The sequence below is a fragment of the Pseudomonas sp. IT-196MI5 genome, from assembly GCF_949767415.1.
Lineage (GTDB): Bacteria > Pseudomonadota > Gammaproteobacteria > Pseudomonadales > Pseudomonadaceae > Aquipseudomonas.
The window spans coordinates 1-20,377 of the sequence record NZ_CATKPZ010000031.1; the positions used below are offsets into that span (position 1 = coordinate 1).

At 62.2% G+C, this 20,377-nt stretch carries 23 protein-coding genes and 1 pseudogene; 6 read left to right on the top strand and 18 right to left on the bottom strand.

All coding sequences use genetic code 11. The features are described 5' to 3' along the window. Positions 1-20 precede the first annotated feature (20 nt). The 4 genes from ACM6IK_RS18170 to ACM6IK_RS18185 form a co-directional block, all read right to left on the bottom strand. Positions 21-479 (bottom strand): REP-associated tyrosine transposase, encoded by a 459-nt coding sequence (locus tag ACM6IK_RS18170; protein WP_414875448.1) that lies wholly within the window; start codon positions 477-479, stop codon positions 21-23. Positions 480-771: 292 nt separating this feature from the next. Beyond that, on the bottom strand, positions 772-1,887 hold the full coding sequence (locus tag ACM6IK_RS18175; protein ID WP_414875449.1) for a 3,4-dihydroxy-2-butanone-4-phosphate synthase: 1,116 nt from the start codon (positions 1,885-1,887) through the stop codon (positions 772-774). Continuing rightward, positions 1,884-2,810: an alpha/beta hydrolase gene (locus ACM6IK_RS18180; RefSeq protein WP_414875450.1), complete on the bottom strand. Its 927-nt coding sequence runs from the start codon at positions 2,808-2,810 to the stop codon at positions 1,884-1,886. Before ACM6IK_RS18180 ends, ACM6IK_RS18175 begins: the two co-directional genes overlap by 4 nt. Further along, the gene (locus ACM6IK_RS18185) at positions 2,797-3,636 is read right to left on the bottom strand and encodes an SDR family NAD(P)-dependent oxidoreductase (RefSeq protein ID WP_414875451.1); all 840 of its coding nucleotides are present in this window, start codon (positions 3,634-3,636) and stop codon (positions 2,797-2,799) included. The genes ACM6IK_RS18180 and ACM6IK_RS18185 overlap by 14 nt, the downstream gene beginning before the upstream one ends. Positions 3,637-3,782: 146 nt before the next feature. Here ACM6IK_RS18185 and ACM6IK_RS18190 point away from each other — a divergent pair, with 146 nt between their 5' ends. The 4 genes from ACM6IK_RS18190 to ACM6IK_RS18205 all read left to right on the top strand — a co-directional run bounded on the left by ACM6IK_RS18190 (position 3,783) and on the right by ACM6IK_RS18205 (position 7,251). Further along, entirely contained in the window at positions 3,783-4,826 is a 1,044-nt protein-coding gene (locus ACM6IK_RS18190) for a Rieske 2Fe-2S domain-containing protein (protein WP_414875452.1), read from the top strand. Positions 4,827-4,962: 136 nt separating this feature from the next. Then, the gene (locus ACM6IK_RS18195; protein WP_414875453.1) at positions 4,963-6,093 is read left to right on the top strand and encodes a helix-turn-helix transcriptional regulator; all 1,131 of its coding nucleotides are present in this window, start codon (positions 4,963-4,965) and stop codon (positions 6,091-6,093) included. An 87-nt stretch (positions 6,094-6,180) separates the two neighbouring features. Continuing rightward, the gene (nudE, locus tag ACM6IK_RS18200; RefSeq protein ID WP_414875454.1) at positions 6,181-6,729 is read left to right on the top strand and encodes an ADP compounds hydrolase NudE; all 549 of its coding nucleotides are present in this window, start codon (positions 6,181-6,183) and stop codon (positions 6,727-6,729) included. A gap of 354 nt (positions 6,730-7,083) precedes the next feature. Next, positions 7,084-7,251: a hypothetical protein gene (locus tag ACM6IK_RS18205; protein WP_414875455.1), complete on the top strand. Its 168-nt coding sequence runs from the start codon at positions 7,084-7,086 to the stop codon at positions 7,249-7,251. Between the two features lie 62 nt (positions 7,252-7,313). Here the strand turns inward: ACM6IK_RS18205 and dmpG are convergent, their stop codons facing one another. The 4 genes from dmpG to ACM6IK_RS18225 are packed head-to-tail and all read right to left on the bottom strand — an operon-like array spanning position 7,314 to position 10,919. Continuing rightward, the gene (dmpG, locus tag ACM6IK_RS18210; protein WP_414875456.1) at positions 7,314-8,348 is read right to left on the bottom strand and encodes a 4-hydroxy-2-oxovalerate aldolase; all 1,035 of its coding nucleotides are present in this window, start codon (positions 8,346-8,348) and stop codon (positions 7,314-7,316) included. Between the two features lie 13 nt (positions 8,349-8,361). Continuing rightward, on the bottom strand, positions 8,362-9,270 hold the full coding sequence (locus ACM6IK_RS18215; protein WP_414875457.1) for an acetaldehyde dehydrogenase (acetylating): 909 nt from the start codon (positions 9,268-9,270) through the stop codon (positions 8,362-8,364). Between the two features lie 18 nt (positions 9,271-9,288). Continuing rightward, entirely contained in the window at positions 9,289-10,080 is a 792-nt protein-coding gene (locus ACM6IK_RS18220; RefSeq protein WP_414875458.1) for a fumarylacetoacetate hydrolase family protein, read from the bottom strand. Beyond that, the gene (locus ACM6IK_RS18225; RefSeq protein WP_414875459.1) at positions 10,077-10,919 is read right to left on the bottom strand and encodes an alpha/beta fold hydrolase; all 843 of its coding nucleotides are present in this window, start codon (positions 10,917-10,919) and stop codon (positions 10,077-10,079) included. Before ACM6IK_RS18225 ends, ACM6IK_RS18220 begins: the two co-directional genes overlap by 4 nt. A gap of 271 nt (positions 10,920-11,190) precedes the next feature. Between ACM6IK_RS18225 and ACM6IK_RS18230 the strand changes: the two genes are divergently transcribed. Both ACM6IK_RS18230 and ACM6IK_RS18235 read left to right on the top strand, forming a co-directional pair. Continuing rightward, on the top strand, positions 11,191-11,961 hold the full coding sequence (locus ACM6IK_RS18230; protein WP_414875460.1) for an SDR family oxidoreductase: 771 nt from the start codon (positions 11,191-11,193) through the stop codon (positions 11,959-11,961). A 113-nt stretch (positions 11,962-12,074) separates the two neighbouring features. Further along, positions 12,075-12,572 (top strand): SRPBCC family protein, encoded by a 498-nt coding sequence (locus ACM6IK_RS18235; RefSeq protein ID WP_414875461.1) that lies wholly within the window; start codon positions 12,075-12,077, stop codon positions 12,570-12,572. Between the two features lie 192 nt (positions 12,573-12,764). Here ACM6IK_RS18235 and ACM6IK_RS18240 read toward each other — a convergent pair whose 3' ends face one another. The 10 genes and pseudogenes from ACM6IK_RS18240 to ACM6IK_RS18285 form a co-directional block, all read right to left on the bottom strand. Further along, on the bottom strand, positions 12,765-13,199 hold the full coding sequence (locus ACM6IK_RS18240; protein WP_150753078.1) for a nuclear transport factor 2 family protein: 435 nt from the start codon (positions 13,197-13,199) through the stop codon (positions 12,765-12,767). Continuing rightward, positions 13,196-13,585 (bottom strand): steroid Delta-isomerase, encoded by a 390-nt coding sequence (locus tag ACM6IK_RS18245; protein WP_414875462.1) that lies wholly within the window; start codon positions 13,583-13,585, stop codon positions 13,196-13,198. The genes ACM6IK_RS18240 and ACM6IK_RS18245 overlap by 4 nt, the downstream gene beginning before the upstream one ends. Next, positions 13,586-14,788, bottom strand: coding sequence for an acetyl-CoA C-acyltransferase (locus tag ACM6IK_RS18250; protein WP_414875463.1), 1,203 nt, complete (start codon positions 14,786-14,788; stop codon positions 13,586-13,588). Positions 14,789-14,819: 31 nt separating this feature from the next. Beyond that, a complete protein-coding gene (locus ACM6IK_RS18255) occupies positions 14,820-15,278 on the bottom strand; it encodes a MaoC family dehydratase (protein WP_414875464.1) in 459 nt (152 codons plus the stop codon). Positions 15,279-15,280: 2 nt separating this feature from the next. Next, complete coding sequence (locus ACM6IK_RS18260; RefSeq protein ID WP_414875465.1) at positions 15,281-16,063, bottom strand: SDR family oxidoreductase; 783 nt, start codon at positions 16,061-16,063, stop codon at positions 15,281-15,283. 13 nt (positions 16,064-16,076) lie between these two features. Continuing rightward, positions 16,077-17,270 carry an acyl-CoA dehydrogenase family protein gene (locus ACM6IK_RS18265; protein WP_414875466.1) on the bottom strand — a complete coding sequence of 398 codons (1,194 nt, stop codon included), beginning with the start codon at positions 17,268-17,270 and terminating at the stop codon, positions 16,077-16,079. Then, on the bottom strand, positions 17,267-18,439 hold the full coding sequence (locus ACM6IK_RS18270) for an acyl-CoA dehydrogenase family protein (RefSeq protein ID WP_414875467.1): 1,173 nt from the start codon (positions 18,437-18,439) through the stop codon (positions 17,267-17,269). Before ACM6IK_RS18270 ends, ACM6IK_RS18265 begins: the two co-directional genes overlap by 4 nt. Before the next feature lie 150 nt (positions 18,440-18,589). Further along, a complete protein-coding gene (locus ACM6IK_RS18275) occupies positions 18,590-19,999 on the bottom strand; it encodes an ArnT family glycosyltransferase (RefSeq protein ID WP_414875468.1) in 1,410 nt (469 codons plus the stop codon). A 3-nt stretch (positions 20,000-20,002) separates the two neighbouring features. Next, positions 20,003-20,281, bottom strand: a complete 279-nt coding sequence (locus tag ACM6IK_RS18280) for a lipid-A-disaccharide synthase N-terminal domain-containing protein (RefSeq protein WP_108219142.1) — start codon at positions 20,279-20,281, stop codon at positions 20,003-20,005. Further along, positions 20,278-20,377 (bottom strand): annotated as a pseudogene (locus ACM6IK_RS18285) (dolichol-phosphate mannosyltransferase); the annotation flags it as partial. The pseudogene ACM6IK_RS18285 and the gene ACM6IK_RS18280, both read right to left, overlap by 4 nt.

Consider the following 20,377-nt stretch of genomic DNA (forward strand, 5'->3'; position numbering starts at 1 on the left):
GGTGGCTACGCGGTTACGGATCAAACCCATATCGCGTCCCACAGCGGATAATCGCCCAGCTTCTCCACCAATCCCGCGCGCAACGGGTTGGCGACGACATATCGAGCAAGCTTTACCAGATCCTCATCCCGCCTCAAGGCCCGATCGTGATAGCCCTGCTGCCAAAGGCTGCCTTTGCGTCCGGAGGACATGTTCACGGCCCGCGTACTCAATGATTTGGTTTTTTGCATCAGCTGACTAAGTGAGCACTGCTGCAGCTCGATCAACCAATGAAAATGATCGGGCATGACGACCCAGGCTAAAGAGTTCGCCCAGTATTGTTCCTGTGCATATTGAAATTGCTTGACGACCAGCCTGCCCAAACCGAAATCCTTGAAAACCGGTTCTCGGTCCAGCGTGTTGCTCGTCAGCAGGTAAATCCTGTTGGGTTCAGGATAGCGGCCTGTGCGCAGGCGATGTGAGGCGGGTAAATCCGGCATTCCTTTGCCCTCTCCATAGTGAATTCAGGAGAAAGGCTAGACCGATGGGTGCTTGAGCGTTGGGTCAGCTTTTGACTGGATGTGTCTGATAGACCGCCATCGCGAGCAAGCTCGCTCGCTCGCTCCCACAGGGTTTGTGGGTGTACGTAAAATATGCAAGCAACCGCAATTACTGTGGGAGCGAGCTTGCTCGCGATGAGGCCGGTACATTCAACATCAATGTCGACTGACCAACCGCTATCGTCGGAACGCCGCCCGGAGCAAGCTCGCTCCCACAGGTTTTATGTGTGCTTTAGCTTGCGGGTTGAAACGGCACAAACTCGGTCACTTCCAGATCGAATCCGGACACGGCCTTGTACGGTACCGGCGAACTCATCAGGCGCAATTTGCGTACATTCTGGTCACGCAGGATCTGCGCACCGATGCCCAGGGTCCGTTGCGGAAACTGTGACGTCAGGTGCTTGCCTGCGTTGCGCTGACGCAGTTGTTCGAGCACGCCCTCGGCGGTTTCCTTTTGCGCCAGCAGCACCAACACACCGCTACCGGCCGCCGCGATACTGGCCAGCGAACGCTCCAGGGTCCACTGTTGCGGCCCGACTTCGCGTTCACACCCCAGCACATCACGCAACGTCTCGATGCTTTGCACCCGCACCAGCACCGGTTGCGTGCTGTCGATCCGGCCTTTGACCAGCGCCATGTGCAACGAGCCTTGGTAGGTGTCCTGATAGGTGGTCACCTGGAACTCGCCATGGCGGGTGTGCAACGGATATTCGTCGCCGCGTTCGATCGTGCCTTCATGCAGGATCCGGTAGTGAATCAGGTCGGCAATAGTGCCGATCCGCAAGTCATGCCGTTGGGCGAACTCATGCAACTCGGCACCACGGGCCAGTTCGCCGTCCTCGTTGAGAATGCCCACCAGGGTTGCCGCCGGCTGCAGCCCCGCCAGTCGCGTCAGGTCGCAAGCGGCCTCGACATGACCGGTCCGCTGCATCACGCCACCGGGCAAGGCTTGCACCGGGAAGATATGCCCCGGTTGCACCAGGTCCGCCGGAACGCTGGCCGGGTCGACCGCCACCTGGATCGATCGCGCCCGGTCCGCCGCCGAGATACCCGTGGACACCCCGGTGGCGGCTTCGATCGAGCGGGTAAAACCCACGCCATGTTGCGCCCGGGAGTTGGGCACCATCAGGTCCAGGCCCAACGCGCGGCAGCGCTGCTCGGTCAGAGCCAGGCAAATCAGCCCGCGCGCCTGCACCGCCATGAAGGTGACGGCTTCAGCGTCGGCCTGTTCGGCGGCCATCAGCAACGAGCCTTCGCCGTTGTGTTCGTCGTCGGTGATCACCACCATCTGACCGGCACCAATGGCCTCGATCAGTTGCGGCACCGTGTTGAAAGCCAGGCCGTTCACTGGAGTGCCCCGCGCAGGTCGGCCGCCGCATCGGACAAGGCATGTGCCGCCCCTTCGACAAAGGGCGCCATGCTGATAAAACCATGGATCATGCCGTCACAACGCTGTACCCGCACAGGCACACCGGCCTCGCGCAGGCACTCGGCCATTGCCTCGCCTTCATCACGCAACGGGTCGAATTCGGCGGTAATCAGGGTGGTTGGCGGCAACCCCGCCAGGCTCTCGGCGCGCAGTGGCGAGGCTAAAGGATCATCCGCCTGCCCGATGTCTTGCAGATACTGCTGCCAGAACCAGCGCATCATCCCGGCGGAAAGCAGATAGCTTTCGGCAAAGACTTCGAAGGACTGAGAGTCGCAACCTGCATCAGTGACCGGGTAAAACAGGCACTGATAGCTGATCTTCGGCCCCTGGCGTCGTGTCGCCAACTGACTGACCGCCAGCGCCAGATTGCCCCCGGCACTGTCCCCGGCCACGGCCAGCCGGCTGCCATCGACGCGCAGTTCAGCCGCGTGCTCGACCAGCCAGCAGGTGGCCGCATAACAATCGAGCGGTGCAGCCGGGAACTTGCTTTCCGGCGCCAATCGGTAGGCGACCGACACCACCACTGCCTCGGTCTGACGGGCCAGCGAACGACAGAGATTGTCGTGGGTATCGAGATTGCCCATGACGAATCCGCCGCCATGGAAAAACACCAGCAACGGCAGGTTGGGCTCTTCCGATGGCCGGTACAGCCGTGCATCCAGTTCACCGTCCGCGCCGGCCACCCGCAGGTCGCGCACCTCACTCATCGGATCGCCGGGGATGGCCGGCAGCAGGCTGTCGGAGAACTGTCGGTACTGTGCGGCATCGACCTGACTGAAATCGGGCTCCGGGATGTCGCGAAACTGCTGGAGTACTCCAGCGATCTGCTTATCGAGCGGCATGGGCATCGTCCTCTACGTCAGTCATTTGAAACTGCGGATTGGTTTCTCCCAGGATGCTTTGCAGACGGCGTTCAAGGGCCGGTTTGAAACCCTTGTGGGGCAGGATCCAGAAACGCTTTTGCACGACGGCGTCGAACACTTGCGCGGCCAGTTCCGCCGGGGTCATACCCTGGCGAACGGTGCTGTCGAGCAGTTGACTGAAGTCGGATCCGGCAGTGCCCGCCACCTGATTCGACGCCATGATTTCGCTGGCCACCGGCCCCGGGCACAGCACTGAAACCGACACCGGTGCACCCTGCATGGCGAGTTCGTAATGCAAGGTTTCCGAGAGCGCGACCACGGCCTGCTTGGTCACGTTGTACGGTGCCATCAACGGACTGCTGACCAGCCCGGCAAGGGATGCCGTGTTGATCACATGGGCTGCCCGGCCTTGACTGAGCAGCAGCGGCACAAAGCTGCGAATACCGTTGATCACGCCGTTGAGGTTGACGTTCAGTATGCGCTGCCATTGCGCCTCGGTGATTTCCCAGCTGAAGCCGGTTTGCATCACTCCTGCGTTGTTGAACAGCAAGTCGACCCCGCCAAAGTGCTCGACAGCCTGGTCACGCAAGCGCTCGACCTGCCTGATATCACCGACATCGGTGACGCAGGCAATCGCTTGCACACCGCAGGCCTGCAACTCGTCGCACAGGGCTTGCAGGCCCGCTGCATCCCGATCCGCCAGCACCAGGCGCATGCCCAGCGTCGCCGCGTGTTCGGCCAGGCCACGGCCAATACCACTGGCGGCCCCGGTAATCACCGCTACCGGCCCTTGTTCATTATTCATCGCCAACTCCTGCCATGGGTCCAATGGCGCCAGTAGAGCGGGCCTGCTTGAAGCAGCCATCGTCCATTCAGACGATGCCCGCTTTTACAGGGCCGGCAGAATCCGTTACATGCGCCAAACCCGTGATCCCTTGGGAGAATAACAAGATGAGTACCCTGCACCGCATCGAAGCCAGACTGCTGGAAGACCGTTACGCCCGCGGCTGGCATTGCCTGGGCCTGGCCGCGCAATACCGCGACGGCAAGGCCCATCGCCTGGAGGTGTTCGGCACCCGCCTGGTGGCGTTCCAGGGTGAAGACGGCGACCTGCACATCCTCGATGGCTATTGCCCGCACATGGGCGCCGACCTCAGCACCGGTTGCGTCGAAGGCAACTCGATCCGCTGCCCGTTCCACGCCTGGCGCTGGGGCGCCGATGGCGTGTGCGATGACATCCCTTATGCCAAGCGCATCCCGCCACGGGCCAGGATCAAAAGCTGGCCGATCATGGAAGAGAACCAGCTGCTGTTCGTCTGGAATGACCCCGAAGGCAACCCGCCGCTGCCGGAACAACGCATTCCGCGCATCGACGCCTGCTACAGCGACGAATGGGCGGCGTGGGAAGTCGCCGAATTGCAGATTGGTACCAACTGCCGCGAACTGATCGACAACATCGCCGACATGGCGCACTTCGGCACCGTGCACGGCGCGCCGGTCGAAGAGTTCATCAACATTTTCCAGGGCCACCTGGCCACCCAGATCATGCGCGCCCGCAGCGAGCGCCTGTCCGGCGACAGCGTGTTGACCACCGAAGCCACCTATTTCGGCCCGGCCTATCAGATCACCGAAATGAACGGTGCCATGAACGGCCAGCCGATCCACTCGATCCTGCTCAACTGCCATGTGCCGATCGACCTGGACAGCTTCACCCTGCGCTACGGCGTGCTGGTGAAAAAGATCCCGGGGCTCAGCGAAGAACAGAACCAGGCGATGGCCAAGGCCTACGTGGCGCAGGCGCAGGCAGCCTTCTACGAAGACGTGGCCATCTGGCACAGCAAGACCCGCGTCGACAACCCGCTGCTGTGTGACGGCGACGGTCCGGTCTATCAGTTGCGCCGTTGGTACGAGCAGTTCTACACCGACGTCGCGGCGCTGTCGGCGGACGTTGCCGAACACAAGAAGTTTGTCGTGCGCACCGGCGAACGGGTCTGACGAAAGCGACCTTTCGCCCGCCATGGGCCTGAGCGGCAGCCGCCGGTCAGGCCCTGAGCCCGAGCGTTGCAAGGAGTCGATACCGGCGCTTATTCTCGGCCACCGCCAACGCTAATAATAAAAACGGTTGTTCCCCATGCAGCAGAGCCTCAGTCTCGATACGTTCAGTGATTTGCTCGGCAACCTCTATCAGGGTCCGCTGGAAAACATTCCCTGGGCTACTTTTCTCAATCAGCTCAATGTGCATCTGAACAGCAAGTACGTGACTTTCATCCTGCGTCCGCCCAGCGCCCACGTGGACGGCTTGATGGTCAACACCACCGGCACCTCGACCGAGGCAACCGCGTCGTACAACAAACATTTTTTCAGCCTTGATCCGTTTGTCGACCTGCCCAACCGCCAGGTGGTGACCCTCGCCGAGTTCGTCTCCAACGACGACTGGCAGAATTGCGAGTTCTACAAGAATTTCCTCGAACCGGTGGACGTGTTCCACATCCTCGGTGCCGACATCAACACCGTCGACGGCGCCCAGTGCCGCATTCGCATCAGTCGCGGGCGTGACGACAAGCCTTTCGGCAATGAAGAAAAGGCCATGCTCACGCATTTCATTGCGCACCTGGAACGTTCGATCAAGATCCACATGCAACTCAACCGCATCGAAGCCGAGCGCAACCTGTATGCCGGCGCGGTGAACCAGATGGCGGTCGGCACGATCATCCTCGACGAGTCCGGCAAGGTGCTGCAGACCAACCAGGTCGCCGACCGGCTGATCCAGGAAAAGGACGGCATCAAACTGGTCAACGATGGCCTGCAGGTCGGTACGACCCGGGACACCCAGGAATTCCGGCGACTGGTCAAGCAGTCGCTGCTGTCGCAAAAAAGCAGTAACCCGTCGGTGGTCGAAGCCCTGCGCGTGCAGCGGCCGTCCGGTAAGGCAGACCTGGGGATCATCGTGCGCTCGGTGCCATTGACCGACTGGAGCGAGGGCAAGCAATGCCCGACCGTGGTGATTTTCATCAGCGATCCGGAGCAACAGTCCACTGCGCCGCAGGAGATCGTTCGCGCCCTGTTCGACTTCACCCCGGCGGAAACCCAGCTTGCCATGTTACTGGCCAACGGCCTGACCCTCGACGAAGCCTCGGAAGAACTGGGCATCAGCCGCAACACCTCGCGGGCACACTTGCGCTCGACCTTCTCCAAGACCGGCGTGACCCGCCAGACCATGCTGGTGCGCCTGATCCTGCGCAGCGTGGCGACCCTCGGCTAGCCGTCATTGCCGCCCTCGTCCGCTCGGACGATGGCGGCCCCCGATGTACAGCGCACAGTGTCTTTATCCCAAACAGGGGACTGCCCCATGCGCAACTGCCCAACCATCCTCAAGACTGAACTGCTGGCGCAAAGCGGCCACTTTCAGATCGAAGCCCTGCACCTGCAATTCAGCAATGGCCAGCAGCGGGTCTACGAACGCCTGCGCGGCACCGGTTATCGCTCGGTGATGCTGGTAGCGATGCCTGATCCGCAGCATGTATTGCTGGTGCGCGAATACGCGGTCGGCGTGGAAAAAACCATTCTCGGCCTGCCCAAGGGTGGCGCCGAGCCCGATGAGGACTATTTGCAGGCGGCGCAGCGCGAGCTGAGCGAAGAAGTCGGCATGCGTGCCTCCTGCCTCACCGAACTCGGCGAGCTGACCCTGGCACCGGGACACCTGTGCCACCGCTACCGGGTGGTACTGGCCGAACAACTGAGCCCTTGCCAATTGGTCGGCGACGAACCCGAGCCCCTGGAATGCCTGCGAGTGCCCCTGGCACAGATCCCCGAACTGGTGGCCCGCGGCGAACTCCACGAAGCCCGCGCCATCGCTGCGTTGTTCATGGCCATGGGCGCCATAGCACGCCGTGGCTGATGCACAACTTTTTGTAGGCGCTGCCGCAGGCTGCGATCTCTTGACCTTGCTCTTGAAAATCAAAAGATCGCAGCTTCGTCGCACTCGACAGCTCCTACAGAGGATGGTGGCTGTATGCAAAATCTGCGGCCACCCCAAATCACTGTGGGAGCGAGCCTGCTCGCGATGAGGCCGGCACATCCAGCATCCACATCGCCTGACACTCCGTCATCGTCGGAACGCCGCCCGGAGCAAGCTCGCGCCCACAGGTTTTGCGCAGGTTCTAATTTACCGAGTAGTCCATTCGGACGAAGCCACTGGCAAACCATCGCCATAACCTGTCTCTACAACAATAAAACCGTGTCGAGACTCATCATGCGCAAAACGACTTGTGCTCTGTTCATCATCCTCTGTGCGGGTGCTTCCACCAGTCTGTGCCAACTGTTCAAGAACGAAGCCTACCGACCGACCACCGCCTACTTCAGCTGTTCGAGCGCGGCGATCAATTGCTATCCGCCGCTGGTGCGCAACTTGCTGCCCTGAGCGCGGATATACCAGACATAAAAAAACCACCGAATCCGGTGGTTTTTTTGCTCCCTCGACAATCAGGTCGGCAACACGCCCCGTGCCCGCGACAAGGTCAGCGCCAGGTCTTCGATCATGTCTTCCTGACCACCCACGGTTCCGCGTCGACCCAGCTCCACCAACAGCTCGCGAGCAGCGATGCCGTACTTCTGTTCAGCACGCTTGGCGAACAACAGGAACGAGCTGTAGACCCCGGCATAACCCAGCGTCAACGCATCACGGTCGAGGCGGATCGGCTGGTCCATCATCGGCACCACCAGGTCTTCGGCCACGTCCATGATCTTGTACAGATCGATTCCACTGTTGACGCCCATGCGCTCCAGCACCGCAACGAACACTTCCAGCGGCGTGTTGCCCGCCCCCGCGCCAAGACCTGCAACCGATCCGTCGATCCGCGCAGCACCGGCCTCGATCGCGGCCAGGGAGTTGGCGATGGCCATGCCCATGTTGTGGTGGCCGTGGAAACCGACTTCGGTCCCGGCATTCAGGCCGGCACGCAAGGCACCGATCTTCTGCGTCACTTCATCGGGCAGCATGTAGCCGGCCGAGTCGGTGCAGTAGATGCAGTTGGCGCCGAAGCTTTGCATCAAACGCGCCTGCTCCAGCAATTTTTCCGGGCTGACCATGTGCGCCATCATCAGGAAGCCGACGGTATCCAGGCCCATCTTCGCCGACATGCCGATGTGCTGGCCGGACACGTCCGCCTCGGTGCAGTGGGTCGCCACACGAATGGTCGAGACACCGTGTTCGTGGGCCATTTTCAGGTGATCGAGGGTACCGATTCCCGGCAACAACAGGGCCGAGACCTTGGCCTGTTTCATTTGCGGGATCACTGCGGCGAAATATTCCTCGTCGCTGTGGGCAGGGAAACCGTAGTTCAGCGACGCACCGCCCAGGCCATCGCCGTGGGTGATTTCGATCAGCGGCACACCCGCGGCATCGAGCCCGGTGGCCACCGAGACCATTTGTTCGATACTGATTTGATGCTGTTTGGCGTGCATGCCGTCGCGCAGACTCATGTCGTGCAGCCGCACGCGCTTACCTTGCAAATTCATAGCGATTCTCCACTCAACGGGCAGGCAATTGCAGGGTGCCCTTGTGGGCTTCTTCGGCGAACATCTCGGCCGTGCGCAAACCGGCGGCGGTCATGATGTCGAGGTTGCCGGCTGACTTGGGCAGGAAATCGCCAAGGCCTTCGACCTCGATGAAAATCGACACCTTGCGCCCGTCGAACACCGGCCCGTTGATCAGCTTGTAGCCGGGCACATAGCGCTGCACTTCGCGGACCATCTCCAACACCGAGGTGCGGATCGCGTCCTGGTTCGGCTCGTCATCGGTCAGGCAGTGAATGGTGTCGCGCATCATCAGCGGCGGCTCGGCCGGGTTGATCACGATGATCGCCTTACCGCGTCGGGCGCCGCCGATCTTCTCCACCGCACCGGCGGTGGTGCGGGTGAACTCGTCGATGTTCTGCCGCGTGCCCGGGCCGACCGAACCGGAGGAAACCGTCGCGACGATTTCGCCGTAGCTCACCGGCTGCACCCGCGACACCGCCGCCACCATCGGGATAGTCGCCTGACCACCGCAGGTGACCATGTTCACGTTCATCGCCAGGCTCGACGCGTGCTCCTTGAGGTTGACCGGCGGCACGCAGAACGGGCCGATGGCCGCCGGCGTGAGGTCGATCATGATCACCCCCAGCTCGTTCAGCTTGCGGCTGTTTTCCGCGTGCACATAGGCCGAGGTGGCATCGAAGGCGATACGAATGTCATCGTCGAGCACGTGCGGCAGCAAGCCGTCGACACCGCCGGCGGTGGTCCTGATGCCCATTTCCCGAGCACGTTTCAGGCCTTCGGATTCGGGGTCGACACCCACCATCCACACCGGCTCGATCCATTGCGATCGGCACATTTTCATCAGCAGATCGGTGCCGATATTGCCCGGGCCGATAATGGCCGCTCTGAGTTTTTTGCTCATTGGGTCAAACTCCAAAAGTCAGGCGCAGAAAGACACCCGGGCACTGCCCAGGCCATCGATGGTCAGTTCAAAACGGTCGCCGGCACGGGCCGGTTCCAGCGGCACCAGGGAGCCGGACAGGATGATTTCCCCGGCCTTGAACGGAATGCCGAAGGCGCCCAGGGTGTTGGCCAGCCAGGCCACGGCGGTCAGAGGGTTGCCCTGCACCGCCGAACCCAGGCCTTCGCTCAAGGGCTCGCCATTCTTGAACACGCGCATGCGCAAGTTGGGCAGGTCCAGCTCGCGGGGGTCGACTTTGCTGTCGCCCAGCACGAACACGCCGCAGGAGGCGTTGTCAGCGACCGTGTCCTGGATGCGGATGCGCCAGTCGTGAATCCGCGAGTCGACGATCTCAAAGCACGGCATCACGTATTCGGTAGCATCCAGCACGTCGGCTTCGGTGATGCCGGGGCCGACCAGATCGCGCTTGAGCTTGAAGGCGATCTCGCCCTCGGCACGGGGCTGGATCAGCTTGTTGGCGGACAGGGAAATCCGCGCATCGTCATCGAACGCCATCTGCCGGGTGATGAAGCCGAAATCCGGCTGATGCACGTTGAGCATCTGCTGCACCGCCGCTGAGGTGACGCCGATTTTCTTGCCGACGATCTGGTCACCGGCCGCTACCCGGCGCTCAATGGCGTACAGGGAAATGTGATAGGCGTCTTCGATGCTGATCGACGGCCAACGCTCGGTCAGCGGTGCCAGTGTGGAGCCGCTGAGCAGTGCCTGATAAAGCTCTTCGCCGAACTCACGGCGCAATTGCACGCTCATCCACGGGCCTCCTGCAAAAACGCCAGGCACTGGCGGTTGAAAAAGTCACGGTGCTCGACCTGGACCCAATGCCCACACTCGCTGAGCATCACGAAGCGGATGTTGGTGCAGTGCTCAAGCATGGTCTGGGCACCGGAGGATGGGCAGAACTTGTCGTTCATGCCCCAGAAACCGAGGATCGGGCACTGCAACTCGCAAAGGCGCGCGGTCATATTCGGCACCTGCATGGTCGACAGCACGCACACCGGTTGCTGTTGCACCACCGCCACGCGCTCGTTGACCGTTTCGTCGCTGATCAGGGTCTCGTCGAACAGTTGCAACGCCAGCAAACGACGCATGCCCGCCGCATCGTTCAGCTCACCTTTGGCGAAAGCCGCACCCATTTTCTGGATGCCTTCCATTTGCAGGTAATACTGTTCCTTTTCCATCAGGCCACCGGGCGCCATCAGCACCAGACGGCTGACACGCTGCGGTTGGTCGAGGGCCAGTTTGATCGCGATCGCGCCGCCCAGGGAGTTGCCGACCAGCACGCAACGCTGGATGTCGAGGGCGTCGAGCAAACCGCTTAGCGCTGCGACAAAGAAGTCCAGGGTGTAGAGGGTGTCGGGTTTGTCCGAAGCGCCGTAGCCCGGCAGGTCGGGAACGATCACCCGGTAACCTGCCTCGGCAAACACCGGGTAGTTCTGCTTGAAGTTGCTGTGACCGCTGGCGCCCGGCCCGCTGCCGTGAATGAAAATCACGGGGTCGCCGTTGCCGCCATCTTTCCCGCTTATATCCACATAGCGCAGCTGCAAACCATCCGGCAGCGTAACGAAGTGCCCTTGCGCTGAAGCGCCCATAAGGTGTCCTCCCGGCCTGTTGTTGTAGCCGGATTATTCCGAGGGGGCGGGTGCGCAACATCGTCCGACAAGACTACGCCCCCCACCTGTAGGAGCGAGCTTGCTCGCGAAGTCGGCCAGGACAGCGCGGGGCATCAGGTTTTACGCGTTATCGTTGACGTCCATCGCGAGCAGGCTCGCTCCCACAGTCTCTAGTCTTATCGGACGTTGGCCTGCAAAGACGGTCGACCTAGCATCGACGACATTCCCGAGCGACAGAAAGAGAATTCCCATGCTTGATCCGATGGACTTTCGCGGCAAAGTGGTACTGGTCACCGGCGGTGGCAAAGGCGTGGGTCGCGGTATCACTCAGCGCTTCCTCGACTGCGGCGCCGAGGTGGTGATTTGCGGTCGTGAAGCACCGCCAACCCTGCCGTCCAGCGCCGGGTGCGAGGCGCTGTTCATGCCCTGCGACCTGCGCGATGTCGAGCAGTCCGGGCGCTTGGTCACACAAATCGTCGAGCGCTTCGGCCGCCTCGACGTGCTGGTCAACAATGCCGGCGGTTCGCCAAACGCCGATGCCGCTACGGCCTCGCCGCGTTTCAGCGAAGCGATCATCCGCCTGAATCTGATTGCCCCACTGAACCTGTGCCAGCAAGCCAATCAGGTGATGCAAGTGCAGGCCGGCGGCGGTGCGATCATCAACATCTGCAGCGTCAGCGCCACCCGCCCTTCTCCCGGCACCGCCGCTTATGGCGCGGCCAAGGCCGGTCTGCTGAACCTGACCACCTCGCTGGCAGTGGAATGGGCGCCGAAGGTGCGGGTCAACGCCGTGACCGCCGGGCTGATCCTCACCGAGCAGGCGGCCATGCATTATGGTGACGACGCGGGCATTGCCCGGGTGGCGGCGACCATTCCGCTGCAACGCCTGGCAACCCCGGAGGACATTGGCGATACCTGTCTGTACCTGGCCTCGACATTGGCCCGTTACGTCAGCGGCGCGGACATCGCGGTGCATGGCGCAGGTGAACGCCCGGCGTTTCTCGACGCGGCCCAATCCTGAAGAGATCGCAGCCTTCGGCGCCTCCTACGGTTGAACCTCAATCTCTGTAGGAGCTGTCGAGTGAAACGAGGCTGCGATCTTTCAAGCAGTCAAATAACAAGAGGAATTGCGACATGCCCGCAATGGCCAGCCACAGTGTTTTGCTCGATCTCCCACCACAAGCCGCGTGGGCCAAACTGCGCGACCTGAGCCTCGCCCCGCACTATGTGCCGGGCCTGACCGGTTGCCAGTTTCATCCCGGTGCAACGCAAGGTGTCGGCGCCAGTCGCCGGGTGTTGCGCAAGGGCGGTCAGTACCTGGATGAAAGCGTGGTGCAGTGGCAGGAAGGCACCCGTTTCGTGCTGCGGTTGCACAAGGGCGACAATGACTCGCCCTTTCCGTTTCGCGAGGCGAGTTTCAGTTATGCCTTGCAACCGGAGGGGAATGTGACACGCATCACCTTGCAAATGCGTTACAGCCTGCGCGGTGGCAGGCTGTTTGAAAGGTTGCTGGCCAAAGCCTTCAACAAGGTCGTGCGGCAGATTGCCGAGAACCTCAAGGCCTACTACGAAACCGGCCGGACGCAGAATCCGGATATGGCTGTCAGCACATCCAACATCAATGTTGCCTGACATGCCGCCATCGCGAGCAAGCTCGCTCCCACAGTTTTTGTGGTGAGCCTGGCATTAGCGTACAACCCGATCTCCCTGTGGGAGCGAGCTTGCTCGCGATGGGGCCGGCACATTCAACATCCATATCGCCTGACACGCCGCCATCGCGAGCAGGCTCGCTCCCACAGGGGCCACCTCAGGAGTGAGCGGCCTTCAGGAACGCGCCACTTCCGAGTGAGCGGTAAAACGGGTGGCAACGATTTTCCATTGTCCAGCGATACGCTGGTAACGGTCCTGATAGAAACCACCCAACTGCCGCGTCGCCCCACTCTCGCCATCGAGGTTGAAATACCACAGGGCCCAACGGCCCTGAGCCTGATCCTCGTTCAGCACCTCGATTTCCGGGTTGGCGCCGTGGTGCAGGTCGATCACCCGCTCATGACAGGCCAGTTCGCGGTACAGCGCGACAAAACTGTCGCGCTCACGAAAGATCCCCAACGGACCGTAATCAATCAGCACTTCACCTTCGGCAAAGCAGTCGGCAATCACCTCGACCTGCTTGAGGTCGCAGGCGTTGAGGTAGCGATGTTTGAGCTGGCGGATGTCCTCCAGCGCTTCCAGGCGGGCGATCCGCTGCTCCAGGTTCATGCTGCACCTCGCGCCGTCACATTGGCCTCACTCCAGAAGGCTTTCATCGAGCGGATCTTGCCGTCGGCGTCGAACTCCATCACGTCGATCACATGCAGCGAGCACGGTTGCCCGCCCCACTCCATGTCGACCCGGAACGGCATGGCGCCGCAACCGTTGAGTGTCGCGCGCACAGGTCCGGTCCGGGTCGCAGAGACTTTCATCGCCCCCAGTCCTTCACGGTAAAAGCGCGCGATGGCGTCGATGCCCTGCAACGGCGCCTGGCCGACCGGGTCTTCAATGGTGGCGTCTTTGGCGTAGAGCGCGAGGATGCCGTCGATGTCGCCGGCATCCACCAGCTCCACATAACGCGCCATGGTCGCCTGGATATGTTGAGCACTGATCATTCAGACCACCTCGAACAGGGCGGCAGCGCCCATGCCGCCACCGATGCACATGCTCACCACCACATAACGCAAGCCGCGACGCTGGCCTTCGATCAACGCGTGGCCGACCATCCGCGCCCCGGACATGCCGAACGGATGACCAATGGAAATCGCCCCGCCGTTAACGTTCAGGCGCTCGGCCGCAATGCCCAGGGTGTCGCGACAGTACAGCACCTGACAGGCGAACGCTTCGTTCAACTCCCAGAGGCCGATGTGGTCCATGGTCAGGCCGTGGCGCTTGAGCAGCTTGGGAATGGCGTACACCGGGCCAATGCCCATCTCGTCGGAGTTGCAACCGGCGACCGCCATGCCGCGATAGATCCCCAGCGGTTCCAGGCCACGTTTCTCGGCCATTTTCGCGCTCATCAACACCGAGGCCGACGCACCGTCGGACAGCTGCGAGGCATTGCCGGCGGTGATGAAACGCCCCTTGTCGCTCCATTGGCCGCCCGGCCATACCGGCTCCAGCGCTTTCAGGCTCTGGAGGCTGGTGTCGATGCGGTTGCACTCGTCGCGCAGCAAGGTAACGGACTCATGGCGGGTTTCGCCCGAGGCCTTGTCGACGATCATCTGGCGGCTGGTCAGCGGCGCCAGTTCGCGGTCGAAGCGCCCGACACTCTGGGCCTGTGCGGTACGCAGCTGACTCTGGTAACTGTATTCGTCCTGCTCGTCGCGGGAGATGCCGTAGCGCGCGGAGACGATCTCGGCGGTTTCGATCATCGGGATATAGGCGTGCGGGTCCAGTTCGATCACCGAACCCGACTGATTACGATAGAGGTTCTTGTGTTTGTTCTGCACCAGGGAAATCGACTCCAGGCCACCGGCCACGGCGATGTCGATTTCGTCGCACATGATGCCCTTGGCGGCCATGGCGATGCTCATCAGGCCCGACGAGCACTGGCGCTCGACGGCCATCCCGGCGACGGAAGTCGGCAGGCCACCGGCAATCGCGCACAAGCGCCCCAGATTGTACGACTGGGTGCCCTGCTGCGCCGCGGCGCCGATGATCACGTCGTCCACTTCACCCGGCTCGATGCCTGCACGGCGCACAGCTTCGCGCACCACATGGCCGCCCAGTTGCGGGGCTTCGGTGTCGTTGAAGGCTCCGCGAAAAGCCTTGCCGATCGGAGTACGGGCGGTCGAAACGATGACGGCTTCTTTCATGCTCAATTCCTCGAAAATTCTGCTGACAGACTTAGGCGGGGTAGTAACGGCTGATGGTGTCGACCACGCAGCCGGGACGCTCCTCGCCGTCGATTTCGACGCTGACGCGAATGGTCGCCTGCACGCCGCCCTTCACTTCCTCAACCGCGGTCAGTTGCGCGCTGCCGCGAACCCGCGAACCGACGCGCACCACCGCGGGGAAGCGCACCCGCTCGCAGCCGTAATTGACGCCCATGGCCAGGCCACGGACCTCGACGATCTGCGGCAGAAACAGATTGACCAGCGACAGGCTCAGGTAGCCATGGGCAATGCAGACGCCAAACGGGCCGCTGGCGGCCTTGACCGGATCGACGTGAATCCACTGGTGATCGCCGGTGGCGTCGGCAAACAGATTGATCCGATTCTGCTCCAGCAGCAGCCAGTCGCTGACGCCGAGTGATTCACCCACGGCGTCAAACAAGGCCATGGGTGTCTCGAAAATACGTGGCATGGTCACGCCCTCTGGCTGGACACCGACAACACTTCGCCGGTCATGTAGGAGCTGTAGTCACTGGCCAGGAACATCATCACGTTAGCCACTTCCCAGACTTCGGCGGCGCGGCCGAACGCTTCGTTGGCGGCCAGTTGATCGAGCACTGCCTGGGGCGCGGATTTGCGCAGGAAATCGTGCAGGGCAATGCTCGGGCTGACCGCGTTGATGCGGATGCCGTAGTCGGCCGCCTCGACCGCTGCGCAGCGGGTCAGCGCCATGACCCCGGCCTTGGCGGCGGCGTAGTGCGCCTGTTCTTTCTGCGCGCGCCAGCCCAGCACCGAGGCGTTGTTGACGATCACCCCGGCACGCCGTTCCATCATTTTCGGCAGCATGGCGCGGGTCATGCGCATGGTGCCGGTGAGCGTCACATCGATGACCCGATTCCACTCTTCATCAGCCATGTCCACCAGCAACCGCGAGCCGCCGAGGCCTGCGTTGTTGATCAGCACATCGACGCCTTGCAGGTCACGTTCGGCGCAGGCGATCAACTGCTGCACCTGGCCTTCGTCGGCGACGTTGCAGACCTGGCCGAAGACCTGTTGCAACCCGGTGATTTCGCGGATCTTCAGCACCGCCTCGGCCAACCGGCCTTCATGGATATCGCTGATCATCAACGCACGGCAGCCTTCTTCGGCAGCGCGCACGGCGGCGGAAAAACCGATCCCGGCGCCTGCCGCCGCGGTGATCAGCACCGACTTGCCGCGCAGCAGGCCGCGACCTTCAACATATTGAGGTACAGACATGAACTCTCTCCTTTCAGGCGCGCGGACGCGGCTCTTTGGGCATGCCCAAGGCACGCTCGGCGATGATGTTGCGCTGGATTTCGTTGCTGCCGCCGTAGAGGGTATCGGCGCGGCTGAACAGGTACAGCGACTGCAAACGGGTCAGTTGGTAAGGCGCGGCTTCGAGCAATTCCGCCTCGGCGCCGAGGACGTCCATCGCCAACTTGCCGAGGCTGGCGTGCCAGGTCGACCAGAACAGCTTGTAGATGGTCGCCTCCTTGCGCAGCGAACCGTCCTGGCTACCCGAGAGCATGCGCAGCGAGTTGTAGCGCATGATCCGCAACCCGCTCCAGGCTTCGGCCAGACGCTGGCGCAGGATCGGGTCGCGGTCGGCGCCATTGGCCTTGGCGATGGCGATGATTTCGTTGAGTTCGTTCTGGAACTGCATCTGCTGGCCAAGGGTCGAGACGCCCCGCTCGAAACCCAGCAGCGCCATGGCGATCTTCCAGCCTTCACCCGGAGCTCCGATGATGTTGCTGGCATCGGTGCGGGCATCGTCGAAGAACACTTCATTGAATTCCGAGGTGCCGGTCAGTTGTTCGATGGGCCGTACGGTGATTTCCGTCTGGGCCATCGGCACCAGCAGGAATGACAGACCGCGATGGCCGACACTGCCCGGTTCGGTGCGGGCGATGACAAAACACCAATCCGACTCGTGGGCCAGAGACGTCCAGACTTTCTGGCCATTGATGATCCAGCTGCCGGTGGCTTCATCCAGCGCGGCGCGGGTCTTGACGTTGGCCAGGTCGGAACCGGCCCCCGGCTCTGAATACCCCTGGCACCAGAACGACGTGCCGCTGACGATCCCCGGCAAAAAGCGCTGTTGCTGTTCGACCGTGCCGAACGCGGCAATGGTCGGCCCGGCCAGGCCTTCTCCGATATGGCCCATGCGGCCGGGGCCGCCAGCGCGGGCGTACTCTTCGTTGAAGATCACCTGCTGGGTGATCGACAGGCCGCGCCCACCGTGCTCCGGCGCCCAGCCGACGCAGGTCCAGCCACCTTCGGCGAGTTTGCGCTCCCAGGCTTTGCGCTCTTCGGGAAACATGTGCTCATCGCCCGGACCGCCGCGAAAACGCAGAGCTTCGAATTCGCCGCAGAGGTTGGCGCGCATCCAGTCGGCCACTTCCCGACGGAAGTGTTCGTCCTGTTCGCTGAAACTGATTTTCATGGCTGCTCTCCAAGAATGACCGCGGCAATCCGCTCGCGATGCCAGGCCGGTAGCCCGAGGAAACTCTCGCTGGCGCGGGCGCGCTTGAAGTAGAGGTGCGGGTCGTATTCCCAGGTGAAACCGACACCGCCATGCAACTGGATCGATTCGCACGCGCAATGGAAATAGGTTTCCGAGCACTGCGCCTTGGCCAGCGCCGCCGCCAACGGCAGTTCGGCCGCGACCTGCGGATCACCCTGGGGATCGAGGACTTCCTGGGCCACGCACGCGGCGTAGTAACTGGCCGAACGCGCGCATTCGACTTGCAGCATCATGTCGGCGGCGCGATGTTTGAGGGCCTGGAAACTGGCGATGGGGCGACCGAACTGTTGGCGCTCCTGCATGTAGGCCACGCTGAGGTCGAGCACTTGCTGTGCGCCACCGGTTTGCTCGGCGGCCAGGCCGATGCAGGCCAGTTGCAGAACCTTCTCCAGGTGCATCCAGCCATGACCGAACTCACCCAGCAGCGCGTCGGCTTCCAGGTACAGGTCCTTGAGCTGAATCCGCGCCTGACGCCGGGTCTGGTCCATGGTCGACAGCATTTGCCGCTCGATGCCTGCCCGTACGGCGTTTACGGCAAACAGACTGATGCCCGCGGCGCCGGTCGATCCGGATTGCCGTGCAGCAATGATCAGCAGGTCCGCGCTGTGGCCGTCGAGCACATGCTTGAGGGTGCCGTTGAGTACAAACCCTTCGCCTTCGCTCACCACCGTGGCTTGAACTTCATCGGCAGACCAGCCGTTGGCACTGCTGAAGGCCAGGGTCGCGGTCACGCTGCCGTCGGCGATCGACGGCAACCAGCGCTGCTTCTGTTCATCATCGGCGGCCAGCAACAGCGCAGGCGTGGCCATGCAGGCGGTGGCGAAAAACGGCGAGCACAGCAAGCGCCGGCCCATCTGTTCCAGCAGGATTGCCAGCTCGACAAAGCCGAGGCCGAGGCCGCCATAGGTTTCGGGGATGTGAATCGCTGGCCAGTACATTTCCTGGCACAGACGCTGCCAGAGGGCTTCGTCAAAACCCCGTTCACTGACCATTGCCGCGCGCACGGCGGCAGAATCCGAGACATCGGCGAGGAAACCCTCGGCCGATGCGCGGATCATTTCCTGTTCGTCGCTGAATGCAAACTCCATCGCGGCGCCTTCTGCTCGTTTGGCGGGGCGCGCGTGGCGCAACACCCCTTTGAGCATGAAGTTTGGCGCCGCCCGGACGCGGCAGAATCGTTAGCCCTGCCTAGTCCGAACGGGCGATGCGCTGCGGTGGCAGTTCAACCGGGAGGCCGATCAGCGGCAGTCTCCGCCCATGCGCACCAGCAGCGCTGAACGGTGCGGTTTGAGGTACGGGTTGATTTCACCGACCTGGCATGACGCCAGGTTCTGCAGTTCCGGTGCGAGGGGTTCTTGCACAAACAGCAACCCCGCCGGACGGGACTCGGACTGCAACTGCGCCACTGTCAGCGGCGCCACCGGCCGGCCCATGTAGTAGACCAGGCGGATATCCGGTTCACCGAGGGTATAAGCCTTCTGACCCGGCTGCCCATTGGCCAGCGTGGCCACCTGCTCAAGACCGCCAACCCGGTGCGACAGCACCCGCGCCTCGACGAACATGTAGAACACCACGAACCCGGCCAGCATCATGTAGGGCACAACGGCCAGGACCGTGCGCCAGCGCCCCTTCAGGTCCTCGAGCAGCGCCGACCAGTGCATCGCCAGCAGCAACGCCATGGACGGATAAACCGGCAACAGGTATTTGCCGTGTTTTTCAGTAAACAAGGAAAAAACCAGCAGCGGCAGCAGACTGCAAATCAGCAACATGCCCGCCTCGCGGCGCGAGCGGATCATTGCCCAGAACTTGCGCGGCTGCACGAATGCGATCAGCCAGAACGGGAAGAAGTCTCCGGCCAGGTACAACAGATACGCATACCAGGCCTCGGCGCCCTGCCCGTCGATCTTCTTCACGATGTCTTCGCTGATGATCGAGGCCCAGATGCCCCAGCCCTGATTCACAGACACCGCCACGTACCAGGAACTGCCCAGCACCACGGCAATCAGCCAGCCCCAACCGTCGCACAGATAAGCCTTGGCCCGGGCATCGCGGTAGATCAAGGCGTAAGCCAGCATCGGTGCCGTCACCCACAACAGGCAGACGGGGCCTTTGGTCAGCAGCGCGCAACCCAGCAGCACGTAGCTGAGCCGGCTCCACAAGACCCGGCCTTGCAGGAAGATGAACTGCCAGGCCGCCAGCAGTGCGCCGAAGCACAGCAGGGTCAACAGCATCTCGATTTCCGAGCGCCGTGCAAACAGGCTGAAGGCACCGTTCGCGGCCAGGAACACCACGGCGAACAGACCGACCTGCCGCCCCGCCTGCCGAACGCCGTACAGATAGGTGCCCACACAGCACAAGGCGGCGGCCAGTGCCGAAGGCAGGCGCACGCTCCACTCGGACAAGCTGCCCAGCACCGCCGTCGAAACCAGGCCGGCCCAATAGAAAAACGGCGGCTTGGACAAGTACAAGTCGCCGTTCATGTAAGGCAGCAGCCAGCTGCCTGCCTCGCGCATTTCGCGCACGGTGACGGCGCGGCGGGCCTCGTTGACACTGAGGAACGGCACGCTGCCCAGCCCCCAGAAAAACAGCAACGCCAGCGCAATGGCAACGAGCAACGTAATATTTCGGGTCGATAACGATCCGCGCATAACCTACTCCTTCAGGCTTTTACTTTTGGCGATCAACTGCAAGTTGCGAAAATAGACGATGGAGCCAAAGGCCTGGCCGGCGATGAACACCGGGTCCTCGCGGTAAATGGCATAGGCAAGCAGCAAGGTGCTGCCGACGATGCTCAGGTACCAGAAGCTCACGGGGATCACGCTGCGTTTCTTGTACTCGCTGTACAGCCATTGCAGGACAAACCGCCCGGTAAAGGCGATCTGACCGGCAAAACCGACGATCAGCCACAAGGCTTCGCGGGAGAGATTCATCCTTCAATCTCCTGGGCAATGGTGTTCAGCCGCGTGCGCTTGATCAGCCACCAGACGCCGAACAAATCGAGAATGCCGACCAGCGCACGGTCGAGG